Genomic DNA, 25,915 nt, shown 5'->3' on the forward strand with positions numbered 1-25,915 from the left:
AGAAACCGTTTTTTACTTTGAGCCGATATTCAGGATCGGGAGGTTATTGAAGAAATATGACAACCCGAGGGGCGCGCCGGGCGATAATCGGCCGTCCCGCATCCCCAGGAGCACGCTATGTCCGAACTCAGCCCCGAAAGCGCTCTCGAAACCATCGTGGTGCCGCGCGCCAGCGACATCGGCAACTTCGAAGTGCGGCGCGCGCTGCCTTCGATGCAAAAGCGCAGCGTGGGCCCGTTCGTCTTTCTGGATGAAATGGGGCCCGCCGTTTTGCCGGCCGGCAAGGGTATGGACGTGCGGCCGCATCCGCACATCGGCCTGGCTACGGTCACCTATTTATATGATGGTTCCATCATGCACCGCGACGGTCTGGGCAGCATCCAGCTCATCGAGCCGGGCGAAATCAACTGGATGACCGCGGGCCGCGGCATCGTGCACTCGGAGCGGTCCACGCCCGAGGCTCGCCGCATCGACCAACGCCTCTTCGGCCTGCAGATGTGGGTAGCCCTGCCGCGTGACAAGGAGGAGATGGATCCTGCCTTCGATCATTACGGCCTGGACGCACAGCCCGTGGTCGAGGGCGAGGGCGCCTGGGTCCGCGTGGTGGCCGGCTCGATCTTCGGACGAACTTCCGCAGTGCGAACGCAATCGCCGCTGTTCTACGGAGACGTCAAACTGCAAGCCGGCGCCTCGCTGGACCTGCCTGCCGAACACATCGAGCGCGCGGCCTATCTGGTCGAAGGCACGCTGAGGGTGGAGGGGCAGAACCATGAATCCGGCCGCCTGCTGGCCTTCGCGCCCGGCCGGCCCGTCACGCTCACCGCAGCGGGCGGTCCAGCGCGTTTTGCCGTGCTAGGCGGCGAGCCGCTGGACGGTCCGCGCTTCGTCTGGTGGAACTTTGTCTCCAGCCGCAAGGAACGCATCGAGCAGGCCAAAGCAGACTGGCAGCGCAGTCGCTTCGATCAAGTGGTGCCCGGCGACACGGATGAGTTCATTCCCTTGCCCGAGAAACACTGACGGGGGGCTTGGCGCCGCAGCAACCTTATTGCCTGGGGTACTCAATACCCTGGGGCTCATAACCCCACCTCGTAAGGGTATAGCGAATAGTTGAGAAAAACAGTCAACTGATTGCGGTAAAATCATCGCATTATCAGTGTCTTGCACAATCCGGCCGACCCGGTACTTTTTTCTCCTGACTATGGCTGCCTTCAATACCGAACGCGTACTTACCGTGCGCCACTGGAACGACACGCTGTTCTCGTTCACCACCACCCGCGACGCTGCGCTACGCTTTCACAACGGTCATTTCGTCATGATCGGCCTGGAGGTCGAGGGCAAGCCGCTGATGCGCGCCTACAGCATCGCCAGCGCAAATTACGAGGAAAACCTCGAATTTTTCAGCATCAAGGTTCAGAACGGCCCGCTCACCTCACGCCTGCAGCACCTGAAAGAGGGCGACTCCATCCTCGTGAGCCGCAAGCCCGTGGGCACCCTGGTCGCCGACGATCTCAAACCCGGCAAGCACTTGTACCTGTTCGCCACCGGAACGGGCCTGGCGCCGTTTTTGAGCATCATCAAGGATCCGGACGTTTACGAGCGATTCGAAAAGGTCGTATTGATGCACGGTGTGCGCCATGTGAACGAGCTGGCCTATTCCGACTTCATCGAGCGTGAACTGCCCGGGAACGAATTCTTCGGCGACATGGCGCGCGACAAGCTCATTTACTATCCCACCGTCACGCGCGAGCCATTTCGTCATCAAGGGCGCATTACGTCACTGGTCGAGAGCGGCCAGCTCTTTGAAGACATCGGCCTGCCGCCCCTGGATCCGGCCGTCGACCGCGCCATGATCTGCGGCAGCCCGCAGATGTTGGCCGATATCCGCGCCATGCTGGACAGCCGCGGCTTTCAGGTGTCGCCTGGCGTGGGCGAACCCGGCGACTACGTCTACGAGCGCGCCTTCGCCGAGAAATAGCCTTCGCGCCCGCGCGCGCCGCTTCCTGCATTTTTCAGTCCTTATCGCCCGCAGTCGCCAGTCGACGCGGGCGATTTGTCTTTTGTCGCGTGCCGCCGACGACCTCGCGTAAACCCCGTTGTTTTGGCAATTTTTCCGTGAAATACTCATCACATCCGAAATACTGGATTTATATCTGGTATATCGGACAATCAGGATGCAAGCGCATAGCGGGACCGACGCTTTGTCCTTTCCTTTTTCAAGACCCAGGGAAATATCCGTCATGAAACTCGTAAAAACTGGCGCCAAAATCGCCTGCGGATTCGCGGTGGTCGGGCTGCTGGCGATTGCCGGTTGCACCAAGACCGCTCCGGCCGGCCAAGATGCATCCGCCTCGTCGACGCTGCAAAAAGTCCTGCAACGCGGCACGCTGCGCGTCGGCGACTGCCTCTCGTTCGCCCCCTTCGGCTTCATGGACCAGAACGGCAAGCCTGACGGCTACGACGTCGATCTGGCCAAGGAACTCGCCAAGGAAATGGGCGTGAAGCTCGACATGGTCGACACGACGAGCGCCAACCGCATTCCCAACCTGCAGACCAGCAAGGTCGACGTCGTGTTCTGCAATTTCACGCGCAATCTCGAACGGGCCAAGGAAATCGAATTCACCACGCCCTACGTCGTCGCCAGCGAAGCGATGCTCGTGCGCAAAGACAGCGGCATCCATTCGGCCAAAGACATGGCCAACCGCACCATCGCCACGGTCAAGGGTTCGACCAACGGCGACGAAGTGCGCTCCATGGGCATTCCGGTCAAGATCCAGGAGTACGACAGCTCGCAAGCTGCCATTCTCGCGGTCAAGCAAGGCCAGGCCGACGCGATGATCGAAGACACCAACTTCTTGGCTTATCAGGCCAAGCTCGATCCCTCGCTGATGGTGACCGACGACGCGCTGGTTCCGCTCGAATACAACGCCTTCGGCGTGAAGCAGGGCGACCAGGTCTGGCTCAATTACCTGAACCTGTACCTCTTCAACATCAACGCATCGGGACTGAACAAGCAGCTATATCGCAAGTGGTTCGGCGTTGATCCGAAGTTCCCGCTGAACCCGCAGTTCTGACCTCCAACCCCGTTACGCGAGAGATCCCGGAGGATCCATGAGCTACCAGTGGCTGACGTTGTGGGGCTATTTGCCCGACTTCATCCGCGCCGGATGGCTGACCCTGCAGATAACGCTGCTTGCCTTCTGCCTCGCGCTGGCGCTGGGCCTCGTTGCGGCGCTGGCCGGCGCTTCGCGGGTCCGCGCCTTGCGCTTTGCGGCCGGCTGCTACATCGAGCTGATCCGCAACACCCCCATCCTCCTGCAGATCTTCATCGTGTTCTTCGGATTGCCTTCGCTCGGCTTGCACATGAGCGCGTATACGGCCGGCGTGATCGCCTTCGGTGTGAACGTCGGCGCGTATCTTTCCGAAGTGTTTCGCGCCGGCATCCAGTCGGTGCCCAAGGGCCAACTGGAAGCGGCCTCGATTCTGGGGCTGGAACGTTCGCAGGTCTTCGTCAGCGTCGTGCTGCCGCAGGCCGCGCGCGCGGTCTATCCGGCCATCGTCAACAATCTGATCCAGCTGCTGCTCGGCACGTCGCTGCTTTCGGGCATAGCGCTGCCCGAACTTACCGGCACGGCTACCGTAATCAATTCGCGTACGCTGCTTTATCTGCAAACCTTCACCTTCACGCTGGTCTCTTACCTGGTGCTGAGCAACGCGCTGTCGTGGATCGCCGAACAGATCGGCAGGCGCTCCTTCCATCCTCCGCTGGTGCTCAGGCAGCGCTCGCGCAACCCGCTCGCGCGCCGTTCGCCGCGCGCCTGAACCGTCACGGAGAGATCGCATGTCAACCGAACTGTTGATGGCCAGTCTGTCGACCCTGCTCCAGGGACTGCTCGTCACGCTGCTGCTGTCGGCGTGCGCCATTGCCGGCGGCACGCTGATCGGGCTGCTCGCCGCGGTGCTGCGCACTTTCGGGCCCTGGGGCACGACCGCCGTCGCCAGGCTCTACACCGAGCTGTTTCGCGGCACGCCGATTCTGATCACGCTGATGTTCATCTACTTCGGCGTGTCCTATTTCGGCTACTCGATCAATGAATTCGCTGCGGGCGTCGTCGGCATGAGCATCTATCAGGGCGCGTACATTTCCGAAATCTTCCGCTCGGGCATCGAAGCGGTTCCCAAAGGGCAATGGGAGGTGTCGCAGATCCTGGGCCTGACCCGAACGCAGACCTTTTTTTCGGTCGTGCTGCCGCAAACGCGCAAGATCGTACTGCCGCCTCTGGTCGGCCAGTATCTCTCCCTGATCAAGGACACGTCCATTGTCAGCATGATCGGACTGTCCGAGCTGATGCGCGGCGGCCAGGGCATCGTCGATCGCATCGGCAGGCCCATCGAGATCTACGGGCTCGTCGCCCTGCTGTATTTCATCGTCTGTTTCCCGCTGTCGCAGTGGGTGCGCCATCACGACCGCAGGAGTCTCTCATGACCGCCGACAATTCCATCAAGCCCGTCATCACCCTGTCCGGCGTCAGCAAGGCGTTCGGCGCGACCAAGGTGCTGCAGGAAATCAACCTGGACGTGAAGCAGGGCGAGGTGCTGGTTCTGATCGGCGCCTCGGGCTCGGGCAAGAGCACCGTGCTGCGCATCATGGCGGGCCTGGAAACCGCCGACACGGGCGAGGTATGGGTCAACGACGTGCCGCTGCACGACGCGCGCCGCGCCAAGGAAATCCGCGGCCACGTCGGCATGGTGTTCCAGCAGTTCAACCTGTTCCCGCACAGGACCGCGCTGGGCAACGTGACGCTCGCGCTGATCAAGGCGCGCAAGATGACGCCGGACGACGCCCGCCGGCGCGCGATGGCGGCGCTCGATCGGGTCGGCCTGGCCGAGCGCGCCGAGCACTATCCCAGCCAGCTGTCGGGCGGCCAGCAGCAGCGCGTGGCGATCGCGCGGTCGCTCGCCGTCGAACCGCGTATCATGTTCTTCGACGAAGCGACCTCGGCGCTCGATCCCGAGCTGGTAGGCGAAGTTACCGAGGTCATGCGCGGCCTCGCGCGCGACGGCATGACCATGGTCGTCGTCACGCACGAAATGGGCTTTGCGCGCAAGACCGCCGATCGTGTCGTATTCATGGACAAAGGGGTGATCGCCGAACAGGGCGAGCCCGAGGCATTCTTCACCAGCCCGCAGCAGGAACGCACGCGCCAGTTCCTGCACCGCGTGCTGGACCATTGACGCGAGACGAGGATGGCAGTCATGCAGGGAGGGGCGCGAGCGAGGGGCGTAGACCGCGTCGTCGATATTCTGGGCCAGCTGCATGCCGCGCGCAGGCCGATGACGATGCGCGAACTCATCGATGCAACAGGCGCGCCGCGATCCAGCATCTACGAGCTGGTCACCATTCTTACCGACGCTGGCTGGCTCGAGACGGCGGCCGACGGCTCCGTGTTTTTCGGCCGCGTCATGCATTATTACGGCGCCGATTACGCCCTGCACAACGACCTGATCCGCCGTGCGCACCAGACCATTCTGGAGCTCGTGAGCAAATACGACGAGACCACGCAGCTCTGTATTCTCGAAGGCAACAAATACACCGTGGTGCTGTCCGAAACCAGCGGCACCCGGCCGTTCAACGTCAGCTCCGAGATCGGCGTCAAAGTGCCGATTCCGTGGACGGCGACCGGGCGCCTGCTGCTGGGCCACCTGGGTGCGGACCAGATCGGCGCGTTGATTCCACCCGAGGATTTCGTGCTCGAGAACGGCCAGCGCATCGAGTTCGACGACTTCCTGAGAGACGTCAAGAACTCGGCCGCACAGGGCTATTGCTGCACCGAGGGCCTGTCGCACGCGTTCCGGTATTGCATGGCGGCGCCGATCCTGGGCCGCACCGGTCAAAGTATCGCCGCGCTCTGCTTCATGACCAGCCGGGACGTCGATCCGCACAAGCGCTCGGCGATGCTCGACGATCTGATCGAGTCGTCCAAAGCGCTCTCGGAACCTTCCACTCGCTTTTGAGCCCCGAGCGGACGTTTGCAGACTTTGCTTAATGTTTGCTTAAGAAACGCCGGATAGATTGCCCGAGTCGGTACGTTCACCGATACAGCAAGGACAATCCAGCGACTCAAAGGAGCGAATCATGTCCGTTTCAGCCTTGGCCTCCGCGGCGAATCACGTTTTCGCCTATGCGCGGCCGCCCGCGTCGGCATCGCCGCGAATGCCCGTTGCCAGCCGGGATTCGGATGGCGACAACGACGGCGGCGCAGCAGAAAGCGTCGAAAAGCGCGGCAAGCCGTCCGGCAGCGTCGGAACCCTGATCGATACGCAGGCCTGAAACATGGCTTGAGCGGCGTCCGGGCGTCGCGCGTCAAGCCGTAGACCAGGCCCCTGGGAAACCCATTTCCAGGGGCTTTTTGCTTGAAGGCGCCGGAACGACGACCGGCTACCGGATCAACCCGACTTCCTGGATCACCGTCGTCGCGATCTCCTCGATCGACTTGGTTGTCGTCGACATCCAGGCGATCCCCTCGCGCCGCATCATCCGCTCGGCCGCGCTCACCTCATAGTGGCACTGCTCGATCGTCGCGTACTTGCTGTTGGGCCGGCGCTCGTTGCGCACTTGCGAGAGGCGATCCGGGTCGATCGACAGGCCGAACAATTTGTTGCGGTAGGGCGCCAGGGTTTTGGGCAGCGAGCTGCGTTCGAAATCGTCCGGCGTCAGCGGGAAATTGGCGGCCTTGATCGCGTACTGCATCGCGAGGTAGAGGCTGGTCGGCGTCTTGCCGCAGCGCGACACCCCCACCAGGATCACGTCGGCGTCGCCCAGCTGGCTGATGAATTGCCCATCGTCGTGCGACAGGCTGAAATTGATGGCTTCTATACGATGCTGGTACTTCTGCGAATTAGCCGGCATCCAGGCGCGGCCGATGATATGGCTGGACTTTAGCCCAAGGGACTGCTCGATCTGTCCCACGAATGTGCCGATCAGGTCCAGGAACAGCCCGTTGGCCTGGCGCACCACTGCCTGGATCGCCGGGTTCACCAAAGTGCTGAAGACGATAGGCTTGAGACCCGTCTCCAGGGCGACCTCGTCGATGCGCCGGAGCACTTCCTCGGCCTTTTCCAGATTGTCGACGAATGGCATGCGCATCGTATGAAACTCGACCTCGTCGAACTGCGCCAGCACGGAATGGCTGAAGGTTTCCGCCGTGATGCCGGTACTGTCGGAAACGATGAATACAGGGCGAGGGGTGAGCTTGTCATTCATATGTAAAAAAGTTCGACGGGATTTCCAGGGCCTAGGGTTTAACCAGGGGTGAACGGGTACAATCGGCGCTTCACAAACAGGCATCCGACAGTCACGACCAAAGCGCCAATCGTAGCAATACGGGCGGCAACAGCGGCATCGCAAGGCCGGTTTGGCCAGCGCAGTTTCCGGAGTGGTTTTACACCCCCCCGACGCGCTGACCAAACTCGCTTTCTTTCCATTGTAAAAGGTGACTTCAATGTCGTATGTCGTTTCATTCGAGCAGCTCCGCATGACGGACGTGGACTCGGTAGGAGGCAAGAACGCATCGCTAGGTGAGATGATCAGTCAGCTGTCCGGCGCCGGGGTCCGCGTGCCGGGCGGTTTCGCGACCACGGCCGAGGCCTTCCGCGACTTCCTCCAGGCATCCGGCCTGGACAAGCGCATCGCCGATCGTCTGTCCACGCTCAATCCCGAAGACGTACGCGAGCTGGCCACGGTCGGCGCGCAGATCCGTCAATGGGTCATCGAAGCGCCTTTCTCGCCCGAATTCGAAAAAGCCATCCGCGACGCCTTTGCCGAGCTCGACGCCGACGGCAAGGGCTCGTTCGCCGTGCGTTCGTCGGCCACCGCCGAAGACCTGCCCGACGCCTCTTTTGCCGGTCAGCAGGAAACCTTCCTGAACGTGGTCGGCATCGACGACGTGCTCGACAAGATCCGCCACGTCTTCGCCTCGCTCTACAACGACCGTGCCATCTCTTACCGCGTGCACAAGGGCTACGAGCACGCCGGCGTGGCGCTGTCGGCCGGCATCCAGCGCATGGTGCGCTCGGACAAGGGCAGCGCCGGCGTGATGTTCACCATCGACACCGAGTCGGGCTTCGAAGACGTGGTGTTCATCACCTCGTCCTACGGCCTGGGCGAGACCGTGGTGCAGGGCGCCGTCAACCCCGACGAGTTTTACGTCTTCAAGCCCACCCTGGCCAGCGGCCACTATCCCATCGTCGGCCGCCGCATCGGCTCCAAGCTGATCAAGATGGAGTTCAATGCCGAGCGCAAGCCCGGCGAAAACGCCGTGCGCACGGTGGACGTGCCCGTATCCGAGCGCAATCGCTACTCGCTCACCGACGACGAGGTCTGCGAACTGGCGCGCTACGCCGTCATCATCGAGAAGCACTACGGCCGTCCCATGGACGTGGAATGGGGCCGCGACGGCGTCGACGGCAAGCTTTATATTCTGCAAGCCCGCCCCGAGACCGTGAAGTCGCAGCAGGCCGGCAGCGACGTGCAGCAGCGCTATCGCCTGAAGGCCACCGGCAAGGTCGTCATCACCGGCCGCGCCATTGGCCAGAAGATCGGTTCGGGCCCCGTGCGCATCGTGGCCGACGTGTCGGAGATGGACAAGGTCCAACCCGGCGACGTGCTGGTCACCGACATGACCGATCCCAACTGGGAGCCCGTCATGAAACGCGCCTCGGCCATCGTCACCAACCGCGGCGGGCGCACCTGCCACGCGGCCATCATCGCGCGCGAGCTGGGCATTCCGGCGGTGGTCGGCACTGGCGAAGGCACGAGCCTGCTCAACGAGGGCCAGTCGGTCACCGTATCGTGTGCCGAAGGCGACGAAGGCCGCATCTACGACGGACTGATCGAAACCGAAGTGGAAGAAGTTCGGCGCGGAGAAATGCCCGCGCTGGACCTGAAGATCATGATGAACGTGGGCAATCCGCAACTGGCCTTCGACTTTGCGCAGATCCCCAACAGCGGCGTCGGCCTGGCCCGCCTCGAATTCATCATCAACAACAACATCGGCATTCACCCCAAGGCCGTGCTCGACTATCCCAATGTCGACAGCGACCTGAAGAAGGCAGTGGAATCGGCCGCTCGCGGCTATGCCAGCCCACGCGCTTTCTTCGTCGAGAAACTGGCCGAGGGCATCGCAACGATCGGCGCGGCCTTCTATCCCAAATCGGTAATCGTGCGCATGTCGGACTTCAAGTCCAACGAATACCGCAAGCTGGTGGGCGGCTCGCGCTACGAGCCCGAGGAAGAGAATCCCATGCTGGGTTTCCGCGGCGCCTCGCGCTACATCGCCGACGACTTCGCCGAGTGCTTCAAGATGGAATGCGAAGCCCTGAAGAAGGTGCGCGACCAGATGGGTCTGACCAACGTCGAGATCATGGTGCCTTTCGTGCGTACGGTGAACCAGGCCAAGCGCGTGGTCGACCTGCTGGCGGCCCATGGCTTGAAGCGCGGCGAGAACGGCCTGCGCGTGGTGATGATGTGCGAGGTGCCGACCAACGCCATCTTGGCCGAACAGTTCCTGGAGCACTTCGACGGATTCTCGATCGGCTCGAACGATATGACCCAGCTCACGCTGGGCCTGGACCGCGACTCGGGCATGGAGCTGCTGGCCGCCGACTTCGACGAGCGTGACGAGGCGGTCAAGTTCATGCTGCGCCGGGCCATCCAGGCCTGCCTGAAGGCCAACAAGTACGTCGGCATCTGCGGGCAGGGCCCCAGCGACCATCCCGATTTCGCGCAATGGCTCAAGGATGAGGGCATCCTGTCCATGTCGCTGAATCCGGACACGGTCGTCGACACCTGGCAGAAGCTGGCGGCCAATTAAGGTCGTCTCGTCCGGCGAAGAACCGGACTGCATGCCCCGGAAATCGGCTCGTGGCTGGATTTCCGGGGTTTCTTTTTTTCCGGCATCTCCATCCCATCGATCGATACCCGACATGCACGACATCTCCGATAGTCCGATCGCGCTGCGCAGGGTCCGCGGCTTTCACCTCGGCGGCGCGCGGCGGCGCGTCGACGGTTTTCCAGTCGAGACCCGCGTCCGCGTCCCCGGCGACACGCCGACCACCGTCGACATGAACGGCGAGCACATGGTCGGGCAGCTCTACGCGACGCATTATCAGCAGGCGCATCGCGCCTACGCTTTACCGGTGCTGCTGTGGCATGGCGGCGGCCTGACCGGCGCCTGCTGGGACGAGACGCCCGACGGGCGCCCGGGTTGGCTCGAGTATTTTCTGCGGGCAGGATGCGACGTGGTGGTCTCGGATGCCTTCGAGCGGGGCAGGGCGTCGTTTCCCGCCTGGCCCCAAGTTCTTTCCGATGCGCCCGAACATCGTTCGCTCGATGCCGTCTGGCATCACTTCCGTTTCGGCGCTAACGGCACATTCCCGAGCGGCGCATCGGCACAGGACCTGCGCCGGGCTGCCTACCCCGGCAGCGAATTTCCCGTCGAGGCCATCGAACAGTTCGGGCGCCAGTTCGTGGCGCGCTGGGCGGGCACGCAGGCGTATGCGCTGGATGCCTATGCCGCGCTGTTGCGGGACGTGGGGCCTTGCGTGGTGATCGGTCACAGCCAGGGGGCCGCCTATGCGCTGCGTTGCGCGCAGAGCCATCCCGACCTGGTGCGGGCGGTGGTGGCGATCGAACCGCCGCTCGCGCGCGATGAACCGTCTCCCGGCGCACGGGCACCGCATCTTTTCGTATGGGGCGATTTCATCGAGAGCACCAACTCGACGTGGGCCCGCTATCGGGCTGCCGCAGAGCGCTACCGGGCGGCCCTGGCCGCGAACGGCTGCGTTGCCGAGTTGCTGGATCTGCCCGCCCAGGGTATCCCGGGCAACAGCCACATGCTCATCATGGACCGCAACAGCCTGTCGATTGCGCAACGTGTGCATGCGTGGCTGGCGCAGATGGCGCAATAGGCGTGCGCAACGTTCCGGACACCCGGCCGCTCGCAGCCTGCGCTCAGGTCGTGGGCCGCGCGAACAAATCCAGGAACCTCTTCAACAGCCCCGTCGCCAGGGGCGTGGGCTCGAGCGCGTCGGCCAGGGCCGCCGCGTCGTAGCCTCTCTCGCTCAGGCGCTGGGCATTGCGCAGCAGATATTCGCGCATGAAGTCGGTGCCGAACTCAGGATGGAACTGGCTGGAATACACGCCGGGCGCGTAGCGCAGCAGTTGATACGGATCGTGGCCGGCGCGCGCGAGGACGGCGCTGCCCGCAGGCGGGCGCGTGACGATCTGGGAATGCATCATCTGAGCGGGAAATTCGGCGGGCAGTCCTGCGGTAAGCGGATCGTCGTCGGCGCGTTTCACGACACGGGTGCCCAAAGACCGGCCGGCCGGGTTGTAGTCCACATCGCCGCCCAGGGCATAGGCCAGCAGTTGGTGGCCGTAGCAGACGCCGAAGACCGGCAGGCCGGCCGCCACCGCCTCGCGCAGCCAGGCCGCGGCGGCCTCGCTCCAGGGCTCATGATCGGTGACCATGGCAGGCGAACCGGTGATGAGCACAGCCCGGTAGGCCGCCGGGGGCAAGGGCGTTTCGCCCCGGTATGCGGCCACGATGCTGGCCTGGCCGGCCTGTAGGCCGGCGGCGCGGCGCAACTGATCGGCATAGCCGCCGTGATGGTCCCGGAGGGTGCCTTCCGGGTCGCCGGTGTGAAGAATGAGGACGGGCATTGGGGAAGCGTTCATAATAGGCATAGCCGTGTGGCTCTTTGCGGAAAGCATAAACGATGTGGACATGGTTCGGCCTGGCGGTGCTCGCTTTGATCGGTGAACTCGTCACAGGCACTTTCTATCTGTTGCTGATCGCGGTAGGCCTTGCGGCCGCCGGCGTCTCGGCCTGGCTTGCGAGCCCGGTCGAATGGCAGCTGGTGGCCTTCGGCGTGGTCACGCTGGCGGGGCTGGTCGTGCTGCGCAAAACCGGCGTGCTCAAGAAACGCGAGGTCGACGCGCAGCGCAATGCCGACGTCAACCTGGACATCGGTCAGCAGGTCGAAGTCGCAGCCTGGAAGGCAGACGGCACGGCGCAGGTGATGTACCGCGGCGCGGCATGGCAGGTCGAACTGACCCAGGACGAGACGCCTCAGCCCGGCATTTACATCATCGCCGCGGTACGAGGCAGCCGCCTGGTGCTGACTCGCCGGCGCGGCTGATCCGCGTCGTTCATCCGTCCCGGTCCGCGCCACCGCGGTATATCTGGCAGGCGCCCGTTTTTTTCATCTATCTACCGAGAGGCATCCGCGATGTATTTCGATTCTTCCGTATCGGTTCTGCTCGTCATCGCCGTCCTGGCGCTGATCATCGTCGTCAGGTCCATCGCCATCGTGCCGCAGCAACATGCCTGGGTGGTCGAACGCCTGGGCCGTTACGACCGCACCTTGTCGCCAGGCGCGGCGCTGGTCCTGCCTTTCATCGAACGCGTGGCCTATAAGCACGTGCTCAAGGAAATTCCGCTCGACGTGCCCAGCCAGGTCTGCATCACGCGCGACAACACGCAGCTGCAGGTCGACGGCGTGCTGTACTTTCAAGTCACCGACGCCATGCGCGCGTCCTACGGTTCGTCGAACTACATCAGTGCGATCACGCAACTGGCGCAGACCACGCTGCGTTCGGTCATCGGCAAGCTCGAGCTCGATCGCACTTTCGAGGAACGCGATTTCATCAACAGCAGCATCGTCTCGGCGCTGGACGAGGCCGCGCTGAACTGGGGCGTGAAGGTGCTGCGCTACGAAATCAAAGACCTGACCCCGCCCGCCGAGATTCTGCGCGCCATGCAGGCCCAGATCACCGCCGAGCGCGAGAAGCGCGCGCTCATCGCCGCGTCCGAGGGCCGCCGCCAGGAGCAGATCAACATCGCCACCGGCGAACGCGAGGCCGCCATCGCCCGCTCCGAAGGCCAGAAGCAGGCGCAGATCAATCAGGCGCAGGGCGAGGCGACGGCGGTGGTGACCGTCGCCGAGGCCACGTCCAAGGCCATTACGCAGGTAGCGCAAGCCATCGAGCAGCCGGGCGGCATGGAGGCGGTCAATCTGAAAGTGGCCGAACGCTACGTGGAGGCTTTCGGCAACGTGGCCAAGCAGGGCAATACGCTGATACTGCCGGCCAACCTGGCGGATGTGGGCGGATTGATCGCGGCGGCGATGTCGGTGGTGAAGGCGACCGGGGCGAAGGAGCCTGGCCGGCGCGCGTGATTGGCTACGTTCTTAAGAACACTGAGCGGTTGAGTTCTGCAGACGCCCTCGACAAGACTGCAGGCGTTCCGATGCTCGTCCGATGGGCGAGCGTCGGAATTCCGCGGGTCAGCCTCGACGCCTAAAAAACCCCTGTTTTCAAAGCGACAAGCCGGCAAAAAACCTCAATCATCCCGCCGACTATTGCGCGTGTCGTGCTTCATGACCCGCTCGACTTCCCGCTGCGAATCTTTATCCCTAGCCGTATCCCGTTTGTCGAACAGCTTCTTGCCGCGGCCCAGCGCAAAATCCAGCTTTACGCGGCCGTTCTTGTAATGCAGATTGAGCGGCACCAGGGTATAGCCGCGCTGTTCAACCTTGCCGATGAGCTTGCGGATCTCTTCGGCGTGCAGCAAAAGCTTGCGCGTGCGCGTCGCTTCGGGATAGATGTGCGTGGACGCCGTGGCCAGCGGGCTCACGTGCATACCCAGCAGGTACAGCTCGCCCTCGCGCACGATTACATAGCTTTCCTTGAGCTGCACGCGGCCGGCCCGGATGGATTTGACCTCCCAGCCCTGCAACGCGATGCCCGCCTCATAACGATCTTCAATGAAGTAATCGTGCGAGGCCTTGCGATTGTCGATGATGCTCATATGAAAAGATATAAGACGGCGCAAAGCCGGTAAAATCTTTCAATTCTAGCTATTTGCCTCAATCAATGCACACCGTCCAGCGTTCCGTTCTCGTCCCATACTCGGCGGCCCAGATGTTCGACCTGGTTGCCGATGTGGACAAGTATCCGGAATTCATGCCCTGGTGCGGCGGAGCGCAAGTGCAAACGCGCGACGAGCATGGCATGCAGGCGTCGGTTCTCATCAGCTTTGCCGGCCTGAAACAACGCTTCACCACTCGCAACCGGCACGACTACCCAACGCGCATAGACCTGGAGCTGGTCGACGGCCCGTTCTCCAGCCTGGTGGGTCACTGGCAGTTTCAGCCTCTGGCCGAAGACGCCTGCAAGGTCGTCTTCATCCTGGATTACGCGTTTTCCAGCCGCGCACTGGAAGCGGTGGTGGGCCCGGTGTTCAACCGCATCGCCAGCAGCTTCATCGACTCCTTCACCAAGCGGGCTCAGGCCAAGTATGGCGAGTGAAGCGGGCCTGCGCGTTCAAATTTGCTATGCGCAGCGCGATCGTGTCTGGCAGCGCAACGTCGGCCCCCTGGCGTCCGGAAGCACTGTGGCCCAGGCTCTGCTGGCCTGCGGTTTCGCGCGAGAATTTCCGGGTTTGGACGTGTGGGCACAGGGCGTGGGCATCTATGGCAGGCACGCTGCGCCGGACACGCCGCTGACCGATGGCGACCGCATCGAAATCTATCGTGTCTTGAGTTTCGACCCGAAGGAGTCCCGCCGGCGACGCGCGGAGCATCGCCGCGCCAAGCAGGCCGAACAGGGCCGCAGGCGACCTCCGGGGCTGCTGTAGCTCGCGCCATAATCGGGTAACACGCGGGGAGCACAGTGCATGAGAGACTGGCGGTACCCGTTCATAAAGTGCGGATCCAGGCATAAAATGAAAAAGTGACGTTTACGTCAACGTAAAATATAAATATCCGTCATTCGAGGAGTCTGCTGTGGACCTGCAACTTACTGAAGAACAACAAGCTTTTGCCCAGGCCGCTCACGATTACGCGCAGGGGGAACTGGCGCCGAACGCCGCGCATTGGGACGAAGAGGGAATATTTCCCCGGGAGGCGTTCGCTCGCGCCGGCGCACTGGGCTTCTGCGGCCTTTACGCCAGCGAGGAAATCGGCGGCCTGGCATTGCCGCGCCTGGATGCCTCGCTGGTTTTCGAAGAGATGGCTGCGGTTGACCCATCCACCACGGCGTTTCTTACCATTCACAATATGGCGACCTGGATGGTGGGCCGGTGGGGCGGGCCGCAGGTCAAAGAAGCCTGGGGCGAAAAACTGACCAGCGGCGAAAAACTGGCCTCGTATTGCCTTACCGAGCCAGGAGCGGGGTCGGATGCCGGATCGCTTGTCACCCGCGCCGAACGCGACGCGGACGGCTATCTCATCTCGGGTGCCAAAGCTTTTATTTCGGGCGCCGGCGATACAGACCTGCTCGTGGTCATGGCCCGCACGGGCGGCCCCGGCCCCGGTGGGATCAGCGCTTTCGCCGTGCCGGCCGATAGCGCCGGCATCAGCTACGGGCGCAAAGAAAACAAGATGGGCTGGAACAGCCAGTCCACCCGTCCCATCACCTTCGACCGCGTGCGCGTGCCTGCGGCCAACCTGCTGGGCAGCGAAGGCGAAGGTTTCCGCATTGCGATGAAGGGTCTGGACGGCGGGCGCATCAATATCGCCACGTGCTCCGTGGGCGCGGCCCAAGGCGCGCTGGATGCCGCGCGCCGCTACATGGACGAGCGCAGCCAGTTCGGCCGCAAGCTGGCCGATTTTCAGGCCTTGCAATTCAAATTGGCCGATATGGCCACCAACCTGGTCGCCGCGCGACAGATGGTGCGCCTGGCGGCTTGCAAGCTCGATGAAAGCGACGCCGAGGCCACCGCTTATTGCGCCATGGCCAAACGCTTTGCCACAGATATCGGTTTTCAGGTGTGCCTTGATGCGCAACAGATACACGGCGGCTACGGTTACTTGAAAGACTACCCGTTGGAGCGTCTGGTGCGCGATACTCGCGTGCATCAGATCCTCGAGGGCACCAACGAGATCATGCGCGTCATCGTTGCCCGACAATTGCTGGAGAAAGGAGCCGATATTCGATGAGCAGCACGATGAACCCCCACGCCGCACCGGTTCTTTTCGAAGAGCGCTTCAGCGACAACGGCATGAAGCTGGGCGTGGCCACGCTCAACCAGCCTCAGACCCTCAACAGCCTGTCGCTCGACATGGTGGATCTTCTGCAGGCTCGCCTGACCGAGTGGGCGGCCGATCAGCAGGTAGCCATGGTGATCCTCCAAGGCGCCGGCGAAAAAGCCTTCTGCGCCGGCGGCGACCTGCATGGCGTCTACCGCAGCATCGGCGAACATGCGGGGCAGGGTGCCTGGGGCAACCCGTATGCGCGCGCGTTCTTCGAACATGAATACCGCCTGGATTACTGCATACACACCTATCCCAAGCCCCTGCTGTGCTGGGGCCGCGGCATCGTCATGGGCGGCGGCATGGGCTTGCTGATGGGCGCCAGCCACCGTGTCATCGGCACCGACGCGCGCGTGGCCATGCCCGAGATCTCCATCGGTTTGTTTCCGGACGTGGGCGGCAGCTGGATGCTGAACCGCATGACGGGCCGGCTGGGCCTTTTTCTGGCGCTGACCGGCGCGCAGCTGAATGCCTCGGACGCCATCTACGGCGGCCTGGCCGATCACATGCTGGATCCGGCACGCTGGGACGAACTCTGCCAGTTGCTGCTCGAGCAACCCTGGGCAGGCAATCCCAGCCAGGGCGGCCCGGCCGCGCGTTCCATCAACGAGGGCCTGCTGCGGCGCGCGATCATCGCGCTCGCGACGCCGCCGGACGACGTGTCAGGGCCGCTGCGCCAGCACACCTTTCTGATCAACGGCCTGTGCGGCGAAACACACCTGGACGACATCTACAGCGAGATCGCCACGCTCGAGCACCACGAGGATCCATGGCTCGCCCGCGCCGCCAAGACCATGCTGGCCGGCTCGCCGGGCTCGGCTCGCCTGGCCTACACGCTGCAGCAGAATACCCGGCTGCTCTCGCTCGAAGACGTGTTCCGGATGGAATACATCGTTGCGTTGCACTGCTGCGCGTCGGGCGATTTCGGCGAAGGCATCCGTGCGCTGCTCATCGACAAGGACAAGCGTCCGCGCTGGCGTCCTTCCACGCTGCGCGAGGCCGACGCCGCCTGGGCGCAGGCGTTCTTCGTGGCGCCCTGGCCGTCAGACATGGAGAACCCGCTGTCCGACCTGGGCCGCTAAACTCGGGCCTTCGGAGCGAAAACGGATAAAAACCATTTTCACTGCGGTTTACCATCGACGTTAACGCACCGCCAAATGCGGCTTTCGCGTCTTATACTTGCGGCCAATTTCCCCGGTTCAACGGCCTCTCGGCGCGCGCTAACGCGTGCGGGACCATCATGCCTGCAAGAGAACATCACCGCATACACCGCATCGGCTGGCTGCGCGCCGCCGTGCTCGGCGCCAATGACGGCATCGTCTCCACCGCCAGTCTGATCGCGGGCGTCGCCGCAGCTCGAGCCGATCACGCCGCGATCTGGATCGCAGGCGTCGCAGCCCTGGTTGCCGGCGCCTTGTCCATGGCGGCAGGCGAGTACGTGTCGGTGCGCAGCCAGGCCGACACGGAAGCGGCCGATCTCAAAATGGAAATAGGTTCGCTCAAGCTCAACGCCCAGCAAGAGCTGGACGAGCTCACGGGCATCTACGTGGAACGCGGCCTGGCACCCGATCTGGCCTTGCAGGTCGCGACCGCGCTGACCCAGCACGATGCGCTGGATGCGCATGCGCGCGACGAACTGGGCATCTCGAAGGACCATCGCGCGCAGCCGATACAGGCTGCGATCGCATCGGCGCTATCGTTCGCATCGGGCGCCGTGCTGCCGCTCTTGATCGCGATGCTGGCGCCGTTGACGCATCTGGTGGCCATCATGCTGGCCGGGTCGGTGGTCTGCCTGGGGGTGCTGGGCGCTATCGCCGCTCGTGCCGGCGGTGCGCCTGTCGGTCGGGCCGTCTTGCGCGTGATGATCCTGGGTGCAGCGGCGATTGCGTTGACCGCCAGAATAGGGGCGTTGTTCGGCGTGCTGGTTTGAGCTCTGGCCAGCCACGCCGAAGCGACTCAATACCTGCGCTTACTCCGACAACGCATAGGGCAAAGGCAACACACGGATGCCGGGACCATCTGCAGATCCCAGGCGCAGATCTCCCTCGGACAACGACGCCAGCGTCGTCTCGAACAGCAACGCATCTCCCGCGGCATCCACGACGCGCCCGGTCGGCTCGCGCGCATCTCTTGCATCGTAGACATCCAAGCCGGGCCGGACGGCGGCGCCGGTGCCATCCAGTCGGCCATAGGCCATGCGCCGTTTTACGGTGCCCCGGTAATGGCTGCGGGCCACCACCTCCTGGCCCGGATAGCAACCCTTGGTGAAGCTGACTCCGCCGGCCAACTCCAGATTGACGGTCTGAGGAATGAACAAGTCCTGGGTGAGGCTGCCGATCCAGGGGATTCCGGCTGCCAGATCCGCGGCCTGCCAATCCTGGGTGCTGCCGCGCCCCAATTGCGCGGCCATATGCCGATTTGCCTCCAGTTGCGCATCCGACGCGATCCACCACCACCGCGGCCCGTCGGCGCTGGGCGCCGCGATCCAGGTGCCGGTAGGCAGATCGACGCGCTGCCAGGGCTGATCGGGCAGTCCGCCTCCCGCGGCGGACTGCAGCACAGCCGCCTGTTCGGCCGACGCCCGCACGCCAAAGGCATGCAGCGCGGCGCTCACAGACAGCTTGGCCTTGGCTCGCAGCACGAACATCGACAGGCGCTTGACCAGCGCTTCGGCCAAGTCGGCGCGCACCAGGGCGTGCCAGCGCACGCCAGCCGGCTCAGCCGGTTCGGCCGGAGTGCGCCACATGACGAGCGTTGCAAGCAGGCGCCCTTTGGCGGTGCAGTAGCCGGCCAGACTGGCCCGATCGGCGGGCTGGCCGACGACGTCCTGCGTGAGTTGGCCGTGCAGGAAAGTCAGGGCGTCCTCACCCGTGGCCGAAATGATGCGCATGGCATCCAGCACCGCGCATGTCGGCGCAGCGGCTGAAGGCGCAGGCAAACCATCGTGAAAAGAAGCGGGCGTCGATGCAGACATGGATACAGGCCTAAAAAATTTCTGTTCAAGCGTGTTACGAGCGGGGCAGGTTCGGCCTGCCGCACTGTGTGTCCCATGATACCGTGCCGCCTTCATCGGAGCGGCCATGCCCGCGTCGGCGGCAGGGGGGCCGACGCGGGCATATCCATTAAACTGCGCGGTAGCCATGAAGATTCGTCTGTCCTTTCTCTTTCTGCTGTTTCCGCTTTTGTTGCTCGCCCTGGTCGCGGGAGCGGTGGGCGGCTTTGTTCTATGGGCCAGGCAGCCCGTTCAGATGCCCGCAGCCAAGGTCGACTTCATCGTCGATCCAGGCAGCACGCCGCGCTCCATCACCCGTGCGCTGCATGATGCGGGCATCCCCATCTGGGCGCCCGGTTTCGTCCTGCTGGCCCGCGTCACCGAACGCGACAAAATGCTCAAATCCGGCGGTTACGAGGCCGTCCAGGGCGACTCTCCCTGGACGCTGCTCGAGCGCATGGCGCTGGGCGAGCGCACCGAGCGCCAGATAACGTTCATCGAAGGCTGGACCTTCAAGCAGATGCGCGCGGCCCTGAACAGCGCTCCCGACCTCAAGCACACCCTGGCCGGCCTGAGCGACGAACAAATCATGGCCAAGCTGGGCATCGACGCGAAAGATCCCGAGGGCCTGTTCTTTCCCAACACCTACGTCTACGACTCGGGCAGCACCGATCTGGACCTGCTGCGCCGCGCCTACGCGACCGGGCAGGACATCCTGGATGAGGCCTGGAAGCAGCGCGCGCCCGGCCTGCCCATCGCCACGCCATACGAGGCGCTGATTCTGGCCTCGCTGATCGAGAAAGAAGTCGCCAAGCCCAGCGAGCGTCCCCGGGTGGCCGGCGTGTTCATCAACCGCTTGCGCAAGGACATGCCGCTGCAGACAGATCCCTCGGTGATCTACGGTCTGGGCAGCAGTTACGATGGGCACCTGCACAAACGGGATCTGCAGCAGGACACACCCTGGAACACCTATACGCGTCCGGGCCTGCCGCCCACACCCATCGCGATGGCCAGCCGCGCCTCTATCGAGGCGGCCCTCCATCCGGAAACCAGCAATTACCTGTATTTCGTCGCGCGCGGCGATGGCAGCAGCGAGTTTTCCGCCACGCTCGATCAGCAGAACCGCAACGTCGCGCACTACATTCTGGGCCAGGGCAAGGGCAAGCCGCGGAAAGAACCCGCGCCGGCCAGAGCCCCGGAGAAACCCGGAAACTCGGAGCAGTCCAGAAAATGAGCAAGCGCGGATGTTTCATCACCCTCGAAGGCGTGGACGGCGCGGGCAAGAGCACCCATGCCGGCTGGCTGGTCGAGGCCATCCGGGCGGCCGGCTACACCGTGCTGGCCACACGCGAGCCAGGCGGCACGCCCATCGGCGAGAAACTGCGTGAACTGGTGCTGCACGAACCCATGCGTCTGGAAACGGAAACGCTCATCATGTTCGCGGCGCGCTGCGAACATTTGCGCACCGTGATCGAGCCGGCCCTGGCGCGGGGCGAATGGGTGGTGTGCGATCGTTTCACCGACGCGACCTATGCCTATCAAGGCGGCGGCCGCGAACTGGGCGCTGCGCCCGTGGCCGCGCTCGAGACCTGGATCGGCGCACCTCAACCCGATCGCACCTGGCTGTTCGACGTGCCGATCGAGGTTGCGCGCGCGCGACTGGCCGCCAGTCGCGACCTGGACCGATTCGAACGCGAACAGGGTGCGTTCTTCGAGCGTGTGCGCGCGGCCTACCATGCGCGGGCGCAGAAGCATGCCGGGCGCGTACGCGTCATCGACGGCAGCCAGTCCCTGACCGCCGTACGCGCCCGGCTCGAAGCCGATCTGAACGAACTGCTGACGAACGCGGCGTGAGATGAACGGTTTCCTTCCCTGGCATCTGGATACGGCCCGCGCTTGGCTGAATCAGCGCGAGCGCTTTGCGCATGCCTGGCTGCTGCACGGAGAGGCCGGCATCGGCAAGCTGGACTTCGCCATCGCCGCGGCTGCCAGTCTATTGTGCGAAACGCCGCAAGACGGTCTGGCGTGCGGCCATTGCATCGCCTGCGGCTGGTTTGCCTCGGGCAACCATCCCGATCTGCGCCGCATCCGCCCCGAAGCCATAGCCCAGGCCGAGGGTGCGCAAAACGGCGAATCCGACGAGGCCGATACGTCCGCCGGCTCGACCAGCAAGCGCGCGCCGTCCAAAGAGATACGCATCGATCAGATCCGCAGCCTCGAATCCTGGTTCAACACGGCCACGCATCGCGGCGGTTGGCGCGTAGCCTTGCTCTATCCCGCCCAGGCGCTCAACACCGTCGCCGCCAACGCCTTGCTCAAGGTGCTGGAGGAACCGCCGGCGCACACGGTCTTTCTGCTGGTGACCGACGCGCCCGACCGTCTCCTGCCTACGCTGGTATCGCGCTGTCGGCGCCTGCCGCTTTGCGCTCCGCCTGACGCGACCGCCTTGCAGTGGCTGGCGCGGCAAGGCGTGAAGCAGCCGGAGCAATGGCTGGCTGCTGCCGGCGGCACGCCGCTGTCGGCCTTGCGCCTGTCGCAGAAGCAGGAAGAGCCGTGCCCCGACTGGCTCGGCCAATTGCTCGCGCCGCTTGCCCAAGGCCAGAGGCCCGACGTGGGCGGTCTCACCGAAATCCTGGAAAAAACGGCCGCCGTCGAATGGCTGGACGCCTTGCAGCGTGTATTCATCGACCTGATGCTGGCGGCGCACGGACTGCCGGTGCGGTATTTTCCGGTTCTGGCCGAAACGGTTGCCCGCACCGCGTCCCGTGTTCAATCGGCTCGCCTGGCCGATACGGCAAACTGGCTTTCGAGCCAGCGAGCGCTGGCAGGCCACACCCTCAACCCCAAGCTCTTTGTCCACGCCACGCTGCAACGCGTCGCGCTGGCCCTGGCGCCTTTCGGCACGAACAGGCCCTGACCTGAACGTTTTCACATGTACGTCGATTCTCACTGCCATCTCAATTTCCCGGACCTGAAAAACGACCTGCCAGGCGTACTTGAACGCATGCGCCAGAATCAGGTCACGCACGCGCTCCTGGCCAGCGTCACCATGCCGTCCTGGCCCGGCCTGATGGAAATCGTCGAGGCCACGCCCAATCTGTGGGGCTCGGTGGGCGTGCATCCCGACGAGGAGGACACGCCCGAGCCGGATGTGGCCGAACTGGTGAAACTGGCGCAGCACCCCAAGGTCGTGGCCATAGGCGAAACCGGGCTGGACTACTACCGTCTGAGCGAACCGCTGGACTGGCAGCGCGAGCGCTTCCGGCGGCACATTCGGGCTGCCCGAGAGGCCGGTCTGCCGCTCATCATCCATACCCGCAATTCGGCCGCCGATACCGTGCGCATCCTGGCCGAAGAGGGCGCCGAGGAAATCGGCGGGGTCATGCACTGTTTCACCGAGACCTGGGACATCGCTCAGCAGGCCATCGCGTTGAATTTCTACATTTCCATGTCGGGCATCGTTACGTTCAAGAATGCCGAGGTGGTGCACGACGTGGCGACCAATACGCCGCTTGAGCGCCTGCTGATCGAGACCGACTCGCCGTATCTGGCGCCGGTACCGCATCGCGGCAAACTCAACGATCCGGCCAAGGTCGTGCATGTGGCCGAGAAGATCGCCGACCTCAAGGGGTTACCGGTAGCGCAGGTTGCACAGCAGACATCTGAAAATTTCTTCAAATTATTCAATAAGATAAATAAATAATTTAATTTAAATTATTTAAAGAAACTTATTTAAAGTTATTTATAAAAGCAAATCATGACGAAATCCGCTCATCAGGGTCGACTGGGCATTCTGCTGGCGGCTCTCTGCTTGGCGGCGTCCTTCTGCAGCGCCATGGCGGCGCCTGTCGGGCATGCGCCGACTGATTGGTGGATCGACATTGCGAACGATCGCGTCGACGCGATACGCGCCGATCTGGCCCACGGCGCCGATCCCAATCTGGAGTCGCCCAAGGGCCAGCCCGCAATCATGGCGGCCGTGGCCAGTGGTTCGTGGAAAACGTTCGACACACTGCTCGCCGATCCTCGCACCAACGTCAATATCGAAAACACGTTGGGCGAGACGCCGCTCATGTACGTGGCCATCGCAGGCGATGTCTCGCGTGCCGAAGCCCTGATGGCGCGTGGCGCCAAGGTCGACAAACTGGGCTGGACGCCGCTGCATTACGCCGCGTCCAAGGGCCAGATCGCCATGATCAAGCTGCTGCTGTCGCGCGAAGCCATGCCCAACGCACCGTCGCCCGATGGCGTCACGCCGCTGATGATGGCGGCCTATTCCGGCAATCGCCAAGCCGTGCAATTGCTGTTGAACGCAGGCGCAAGTCCCCTGGCGCAGGATCTCAAGCACCATGACGCGGCCGACTGGGCGGAGCTGGGCAAGCACGGTGCGCTCGCCAGGGAGCTGCGCACGCTGGTGGCCCAGACCGAGGCGGCGCATCGGCAGGCAGGCCAACACCCGCCTGCACAGCCGGCTGCTCCTGCCGCATCTGCTGCCCGGCCGCAGACCTCCGCCGCACCAGCTCAAACCATGCCCGGCGACCATGCGAAACATCATGTTCAAGGCACGTCGAACGTGCGGTTCGGAGACTGATCCCGTGTGTGTCGGCTCCTGCGCTCAGGAGCCGGCTGAATCGCCTTCAGGTCTTGCGCACCAGGCGCGAGCCGCCCACGCGCAGCGTTTCCTCTCCGTTCCGGTTTTCGATGACCAGCTCGTCCAGGTCCCGACCGTTGTTCACGGGCACGCGCACGGTCATGCCGGCGCGGGTATCGGACAGGGGGCGCAACAACTGGCCGTCGCGCCACATCAGGTAACCGGGCAGCTCGGCTAGCGTGCCGATCACGTAGATCTGTGCCGGATCCAGCGTCCAGACCGCCGATTCGGGCGATTCGTTGTCGAGTCGCCATTGCACGCCCACGCGTGCCTGCCAGGCAGCGGAAAGCGGTGTCTCCAGCGGCTGCAGCTGCTGCCCGACAGGCATGGATGCTAGGCTGACACCCGAGGCCCAGGGCATGCGCAGTATCAGATAGCGATGGCCCGGGGCCATATCGAAGCGAAAGCTGCCTTCGTCCGCCTTGTCTCCCCACCACCAGCCGTCGCTGCGCAGCCGCATACCCTCGGCCACGGACTGCCATTTGCCGGCATGCCAGCGATGGATCGATAGCGATAGATCCGGGCCGAAAGCGACTTTATAAGCGCCTTCGTAATTGCCGTAGATGCCGGTCGCCGGGCGTATCGACGAGGCATCGACGGCGGCCTCGGGCGGAATCTGCGTGCCGACGGGTCGGGGCAGGGCGGGGATCGTACGCGCCGCGTGCAGCGCGCGCAGCAGCACGCCTTCGGCGATGACGGCCGGCTTGTAGCCGTGGCCGCTGGCGGTGATCATGAAGGCCATGCGAGCCTTGGGCACAACGTAGAAATCGGTGCTGTAGAAAGCGGTGCCGCCGTTCTTCTGCCAGCACTGTACGCCGGCCGCGGCCATCCCGGGCTGCGCGGTGAAATCCCAGCCCAGGCCCCAGTTCCACTCGGGACAGGGATTGATCTTCAGGCCTGCGGTCTGGCTGGTGCCCATTTGCGCCACACCGGCCTCGGACACGATGCGCCGCCCCTCGAACACGCCGCCATCGATGAACAGACGCGCCAAGCGCATCATGTCCTCGGGCGTGCTCGCCAGCCCGCCCGTGGCATAGGCCGAGACGAATTCCTGCCCCAATGTCTTACCGTCCCACAGGGGATGCGCGTAGCTCCCCGCCGGGAAGGGCGCCAGATTGAAGCCGGAGCGTTGCATGCCCAGCGGCTCCAGGATGGCTTCCTGCACAAACGCGGCATAGGGCTTGCCGGTAACGGCTTGCACCACCTGCTCGATCAGCGTGAAACCGTCGTTGCAGTACACGGCGAGCTCGCCGGGCGGGTGCTTCAGGTGCGTATCGGCCAGTTCGACTTCGGTGTCGGCCGCATAGCCGGATACCGGCGCAAAGGCGTAGAGATTGCGGCCGTTCGTGCCCGGCAGGCCCGAACAGTGGCTGAGCAGGTGGCGCAGGGTGATTTGACGGCATTCGGGGGAAAGCATGGCGAAATCCGGCAAATACCGGACCAACGGCGCATCCAGGTGCACCTGCCCGCGGTCCTGCAAGATGACCGTCGCCAGCGCCGCCAGCACCTTGCTGACCGAACCGATGTTGAAACGCGTGTCCGCCCCGGCTTTCAGTCGGCCGGGAACCGCCCAGCCCAAGGCCTCGCGCCAGACGATTTCGCTGTCCTGGAGCAAAACTGCCGACATTGCAGCCGGCGCGCCGGGCTGCGCCATAGCTCGGCGCATTGCTTCGCGGCCCCATCGCACGGCCGGGTCGAGGCCGCGGCGGCCTGCGGCGTGGGCCGCGCGGGGCAAGGCCAGGGTCAGCGCCGTCAATCCCGTCCGGCGCAGCATGTCCCGGCGAGACAGGGCGGACTGCACGGGGAGAGGCTGCGGCGGGGCATCGGTTTTCGGCATGATTTTTTCCCTGGGATGAATCCGTATGTTCTGCATGCCCGGCTTCTGGGACCATGAGGCGGGATGTAGTCGTTCTTGGTGGACGGCATTTCCTTTCGGGTTCCAACGATTTATTCCCAATTAATACGTCACCTTTTTATTTATATTTCAATTTAATGGGGACATAATTTATTTTTCAGTGATACCCAGCCTAAAATTACCTACTTTTTGTCAACGGAGACAACGTTCATGGCCCAAGCGCCCACTCATGCCTTGCCGTCCTACCTGGATGCCGAACATCTCGGCCCCTGGGGCATCTATCTGCAGCAGGTCGATCGCGTCACGCCCTATCTAGGTCATCTGG

At 63.6% G+C, this 25,915-nt stretch carries 27 protein-coding genes; 22 read left to right on the forward strand and 5 right to left on the reverse strand.

Features of this window, described 5'->3' with window-relative positions:
• The first annotated feature begins 117 nt into the window (after positions 1-117).
• The 8 genes from ACTHJ1_RS15305 to ACTHJ1_RS15340 all read left to right on the forward strand — a co-directional run bounded on the left by ACTHJ1_RS15305 (position 118) and on the right by ACTHJ1_RS15340 (position 6,328).
• The gene (locus ACTHJ1_RS15305; RefSeq protein ID WP_440193891.1) at positions 118-1,017 is read left to right on the forward strand and encodes a pirin family protein; all 900 of its coding nucleotides are present in this window, start codon (positions 118-120) and stop codon (positions 1,015-1,017) included.
• Between the two features lie 181 nt (positions 1,018-1,198).
• Positions 1,199-1,975, forward strand: coding sequence for a ferredoxin--NADP reductase (locus ACTHJ1_RS15310; RefSeq protein ID WP_440193894.1), 777 nt, complete (start codon positions 1,199-1,201; stop codon positions 1,973-1,975).
• A gap of 262 nt (positions 1,976-2,237) precedes the next feature.
• The gene (locus ACTHJ1_RS15315) at positions 2,238-3,071 is read left to right on the forward strand and encodes an ABC transporter substrate-binding protein (RefSeq protein WP_440193897.1); all 834 of its coding nucleotides are present in this window, start codon (positions 2,238-2,240) and stop codon (positions 3,069-3,071) included.
• A 37-nt stretch (positions 3,072-3,108) separates the two neighbouring features.
• Complete coding sequence (locus tag ACTHJ1_RS15320; protein WP_440193900.1) at positions 3,109-3,819, forward strand: amino acid ABC transporter permease; 711 nt, start codon at positions 3,109-3,111, stop codon at positions 3,817-3,819.
• A gap of 19 nt (positions 3,820-3,838) precedes the next feature.
• The gene (locus ACTHJ1_RS15325) at positions 3,839-4,483 is read left to right on the forward strand and encodes an amino acid ABC transporter permease (RefSeq protein WP_440193903.1); all 645 of its coding nucleotides are present in this window, start codon (positions 3,839-3,841) and stop codon (positions 4,481-4,483) included.
• Positions 4,480-5,232 (forward strand): amino acid ABC transporter ATP-binding protein, encoded by a 753-nt coding sequence (locus ACTHJ1_RS15330; RefSeq protein ID WP_440193906.1) that lies wholly within the window; start codon positions 4,480-4,482, stop codon positions 5,230-5,232. The genes ACTHJ1_RS15325 and ACTHJ1_RS15330 overlap by 4 nt, the downstream gene beginning before the upstream one ends.
• Positions 5,233-5,244: 12 nt before the next feature.
• A complete protein-coding gene (locus tag ACTHJ1_RS15335; RefSeq protein WP_440193909.1) occupies positions 5,245-6,012 on the forward strand; it encodes an IclR family transcriptional regulator in 768 nt (255 codons plus the stop codon).
• Between the two features lie 121 nt (positions 6,013-6,133).
• Positions 6,134-6,328 (forward strand): hypothetical protein, encoded by a 195-nt coding sequence (locus ACTHJ1_RS15340; protein WP_440193912.1) that lies wholly within the window; start codon positions 6,134-6,136, stop codon positions 6,326-6,328.
• Between the two features lie 108 nt (positions 6,329-6,436).
• Here ACTHJ1_RS15340 and ppsR read toward each other — a convergent pair whose 3' ends face one another.
• The gene (gene ppsR, locus ACTHJ1_RS15345; RefSeq protein WP_440193915.1) at positions 6,437-7,261 is read right to left on the reverse strand and encodes a posphoenolpyruvate synthetase regulatory kinase/phosphorylase PpsR; all 825 of its coding nucleotides are present in this window, start codon (positions 7,259-7,261) and stop codon (positions 6,437-6,439) included.
• Positions 7,262-7,499: 238 nt separating this feature from the next.
• On the opposite strand from ppsR, the gene ppsA reads away from it, so the two are divergent.
• Complete coding sequence (gene ppsA / locus ACTHJ1_RS15350) at positions 7,500-9,869, forward strand: phosphoenolpyruvate synthase (RefSeq protein WP_440193918.1); 2,370 nt, start codon at positions 7,500-7,502, stop codon at positions 9,867-9,869.
• A 112-nt stretch (positions 9,870-9,981) separates the two neighbouring features.
• Entirely contained in the window at positions 9,982-10,965 is a 984-nt protein-coding gene (locus tag ACTHJ1_RS15355) for an alpha/beta fold hydrolase (protein WP_440193921.1), read from the forward strand.
• Positions 10,966-11,008: 43 nt separating this feature from the next.
• Here the strand turns inward: ACTHJ1_RS15355 and ACTHJ1_RS15360 are convergent, their stop codons facing one another.
• Positions 11,009-11,734, reverse strand: coding sequence for a glutamine amidotransferase (locus ACTHJ1_RS15360; RefSeq protein ID WP_440193924.1), 726 nt, complete (start codon positions 11,732-11,734; stop codon positions 11,009-11,011).
• A 41-nt stretch (positions 11,735-11,775) separates the two neighbouring features.
• Here ACTHJ1_RS15360 and ACTHJ1_RS15365 point away from each other — a divergent pair, with 41 nt between their 5' ends.
• Positions 11,776-12,198, forward strand: a complete 423-nt coding sequence (locus tag ACTHJ1_RS15365; RefSeq protein WP_440193927.1) for an NfeD family protein — start codon at positions 11,776-11,778, stop codon at positions 12,196-12,198.
• 90 nt (positions 12,199-12,288) lie between these two features.
• On the forward strand, positions 12,289-13,236 hold the full coding sequence (locus ACTHJ1_RS15370; RefSeq protein WP_440193930.1) for an SPFH domain-containing protein: 948 nt from the start codon (positions 12,289-12,291) through the stop codon (positions 13,234-13,236).
• Between the two features lie 164 nt (positions 13,237-13,400).
• Here ACTHJ1_RS15370 and smpB read toward each other — a convergent pair whose 3' ends face one another.
• Positions 13,401-13,868 carry an SsrA-binding protein SmpB gene (gene smpB, locus ACTHJ1_RS15375; RefSeq protein WP_440193933.1) on the reverse strand — a complete coding sequence of 156 codons (468 nt, stop codon included), beginning with the start codon at positions 13,866-13,868 and terminating at the stop codon, positions 13,401-13,403.
• A gap of 65 nt (positions 13,869-13,933) precedes the next feature.
• Here smpB and ACTHJ1_RS15380 point away from each other — a divergent pair, with 65 nt between their 5' ends.
• The 5 genes from ACTHJ1_RS15380 (at position 13,934) to ACTHJ1_RS15400 (ending at position 18,022) form a co-directional block, all read left to right on the forward strand.
• Positions 13,934-14,368, forward strand: coding sequence for a type II toxin-antitoxin system RatA family toxin (locus ACTHJ1_RS15380; RefSeq protein ID WP_440193935.1), 435 nt, complete (start codon positions 13,934-13,936; stop codon positions 14,366-14,368).
• On the forward strand, positions 14,358-14,696 hold the full coding sequence (locus tag ACTHJ1_RS15385; RefSeq protein WP_440193938.1) for an RnfH family protein: 339 nt from the start codon (positions 14,358-14,360) through the stop codon (positions 14,694-14,696). Before ACTHJ1_RS15380 ends, ACTHJ1_RS15385 begins: the two co-directional genes overlap by 11 nt.
• A gap of 148 nt (positions 14,697-14,844) precedes the next feature.
• The gene (locus ACTHJ1_RS15390; RefSeq protein WP_440193941.1) at positions 14,845-15,999 is read left to right on the forward strand and encodes an acyl-CoA dehydrogenase family protein; all 1,155 of its coding nucleotides are present in this window, start codon (positions 14,845-14,847) and stop codon (positions 15,997-15,999) included.
• The gene (locus ACTHJ1_RS15395) at positions 15,996-17,174 is read left to right on the forward strand and encodes an enoyl-CoA hydratase/isomerase family protein (protein ID WP_440193944.1); all 1,179 of its coding nucleotides are present in this window, start codon (positions 15,996-15,998) and stop codon (positions 17,172-17,174) included. The genes ACTHJ1_RS15390 and ACTHJ1_RS15395 overlap by 4 nt, the downstream gene beginning before the upstream one ends.
• A gap of 158 nt (positions 17,175-17,332) precedes the next feature.
• Entirely contained in the window at positions 17,333-18,022 is a 690-nt protein-coding gene (locus ACTHJ1_RS15400) for a VIT1/CCC1 transporter family protein (RefSeq protein WP_440193946.1), read from the forward strand.
• Between the two features lie 39 nt (positions 18,023-18,061).
• Here ACTHJ1_RS15400 and ygfZ read toward each other — a convergent pair whose 3' ends face one another.
• Positions 18,062-19,066: a CAF17-like 4Fe-4S cluster assembly/insertion protein YgfZ gene (gene ygfZ / locus ACTHJ1_RS15405; RefSeq protein ID WP_440193949.1), complete on the reverse strand. Its 1,005-nt coding sequence runs from the start codon at positions 19,064-19,066 to the stop codon at positions 18,062-18,064.
• Between the two features lie 166 nt (positions 19,067-19,232).
• On the opposite strand from ygfZ, the gene mltG reads away from it, so the two are divergent.
• From mltG to ACTHJ1_RS15430, 5 genes are read left to right on the forward strand one after another with little or no spacing between them, the layout of a single operon-like run.
• Positions 19,233-20,318: an endolytic transglycosylase MltG gene (mltG, locus tag ACTHJ1_RS15410; RefSeq protein ID WP_440193952.1), complete on the forward strand. Its 1,086-nt coding sequence runs from the start codon at positions 19,233-19,235 to the stop codon at positions 20,316-20,318.
• Entirely contained in the window at positions 20,315-20,938 is a 624-nt protein-coding gene (gene tmk, locus ACTHJ1_RS15415; protein WP_440193955.1) for a dTMP kinase, read from the forward strand. Before mltG ends, tmk begins: the two co-directional genes overlap by 4 nt.
• A 1-nt stretch (position 20,939) precedes the next feature.
• Complete coding sequence (holB, locus tag ACTHJ1_RS15420) at positions 20,940-22,001, forward strand: DNA polymerase III subunit delta' (protein ID WP_440193958.1); 1,062 nt, start codon at positions 20,940-20,942, stop codon at positions 21,999-22,001.
• Between the two features lie 15 nt (positions 22,002-22,016).
• The gene (locus ACTHJ1_RS15425; protein ID WP_440193961.1) at positions 22,017-22,787 is read left to right on the forward strand and encodes a TatD family hydrolase; all 771 of its coding nucleotides are present in this window, start codon (positions 22,017-22,019) and stop codon (positions 22,785-22,787) included.
• 54 nt (positions 22,788-22,841) lie between these two features.
• Entirely contained in the window at positions 22,842-23,675 is an 834-nt protein-coding gene (locus ACTHJ1_RS15430; protein ID WP_440193964.1) for an ankyrin repeat domain-containing protein, read from the forward strand.
• A 46-nt stretch (positions 23,676-23,721) separates the two neighbouring features.
• Here the strand turns inward: ACTHJ1_RS15430 and ACTHJ1_RS15435 are convergent, their stop codons facing one another.
• Complete coding sequence (locus ACTHJ1_RS15435) at positions 23,722-25,572, reverse strand: serine hydrolase domain-containing protein (protein ID WP_440193967.1); 1,851 nt, start codon at positions 25,570-25,572, stop codon at positions 23,722-23,724.
• Between the last annotated feature and the right edge of the window lie 343 nt (positions 25,573-25,915).

The sequence above is a fragment of the Bordetella sp. genome (assembly GCF_051960075.1).
Lineage (GTDB): Bacteria > Pseudomonadota > Gammaproteobacteria > Burkholderiales > Burkholderiaceae_B > Bordetella.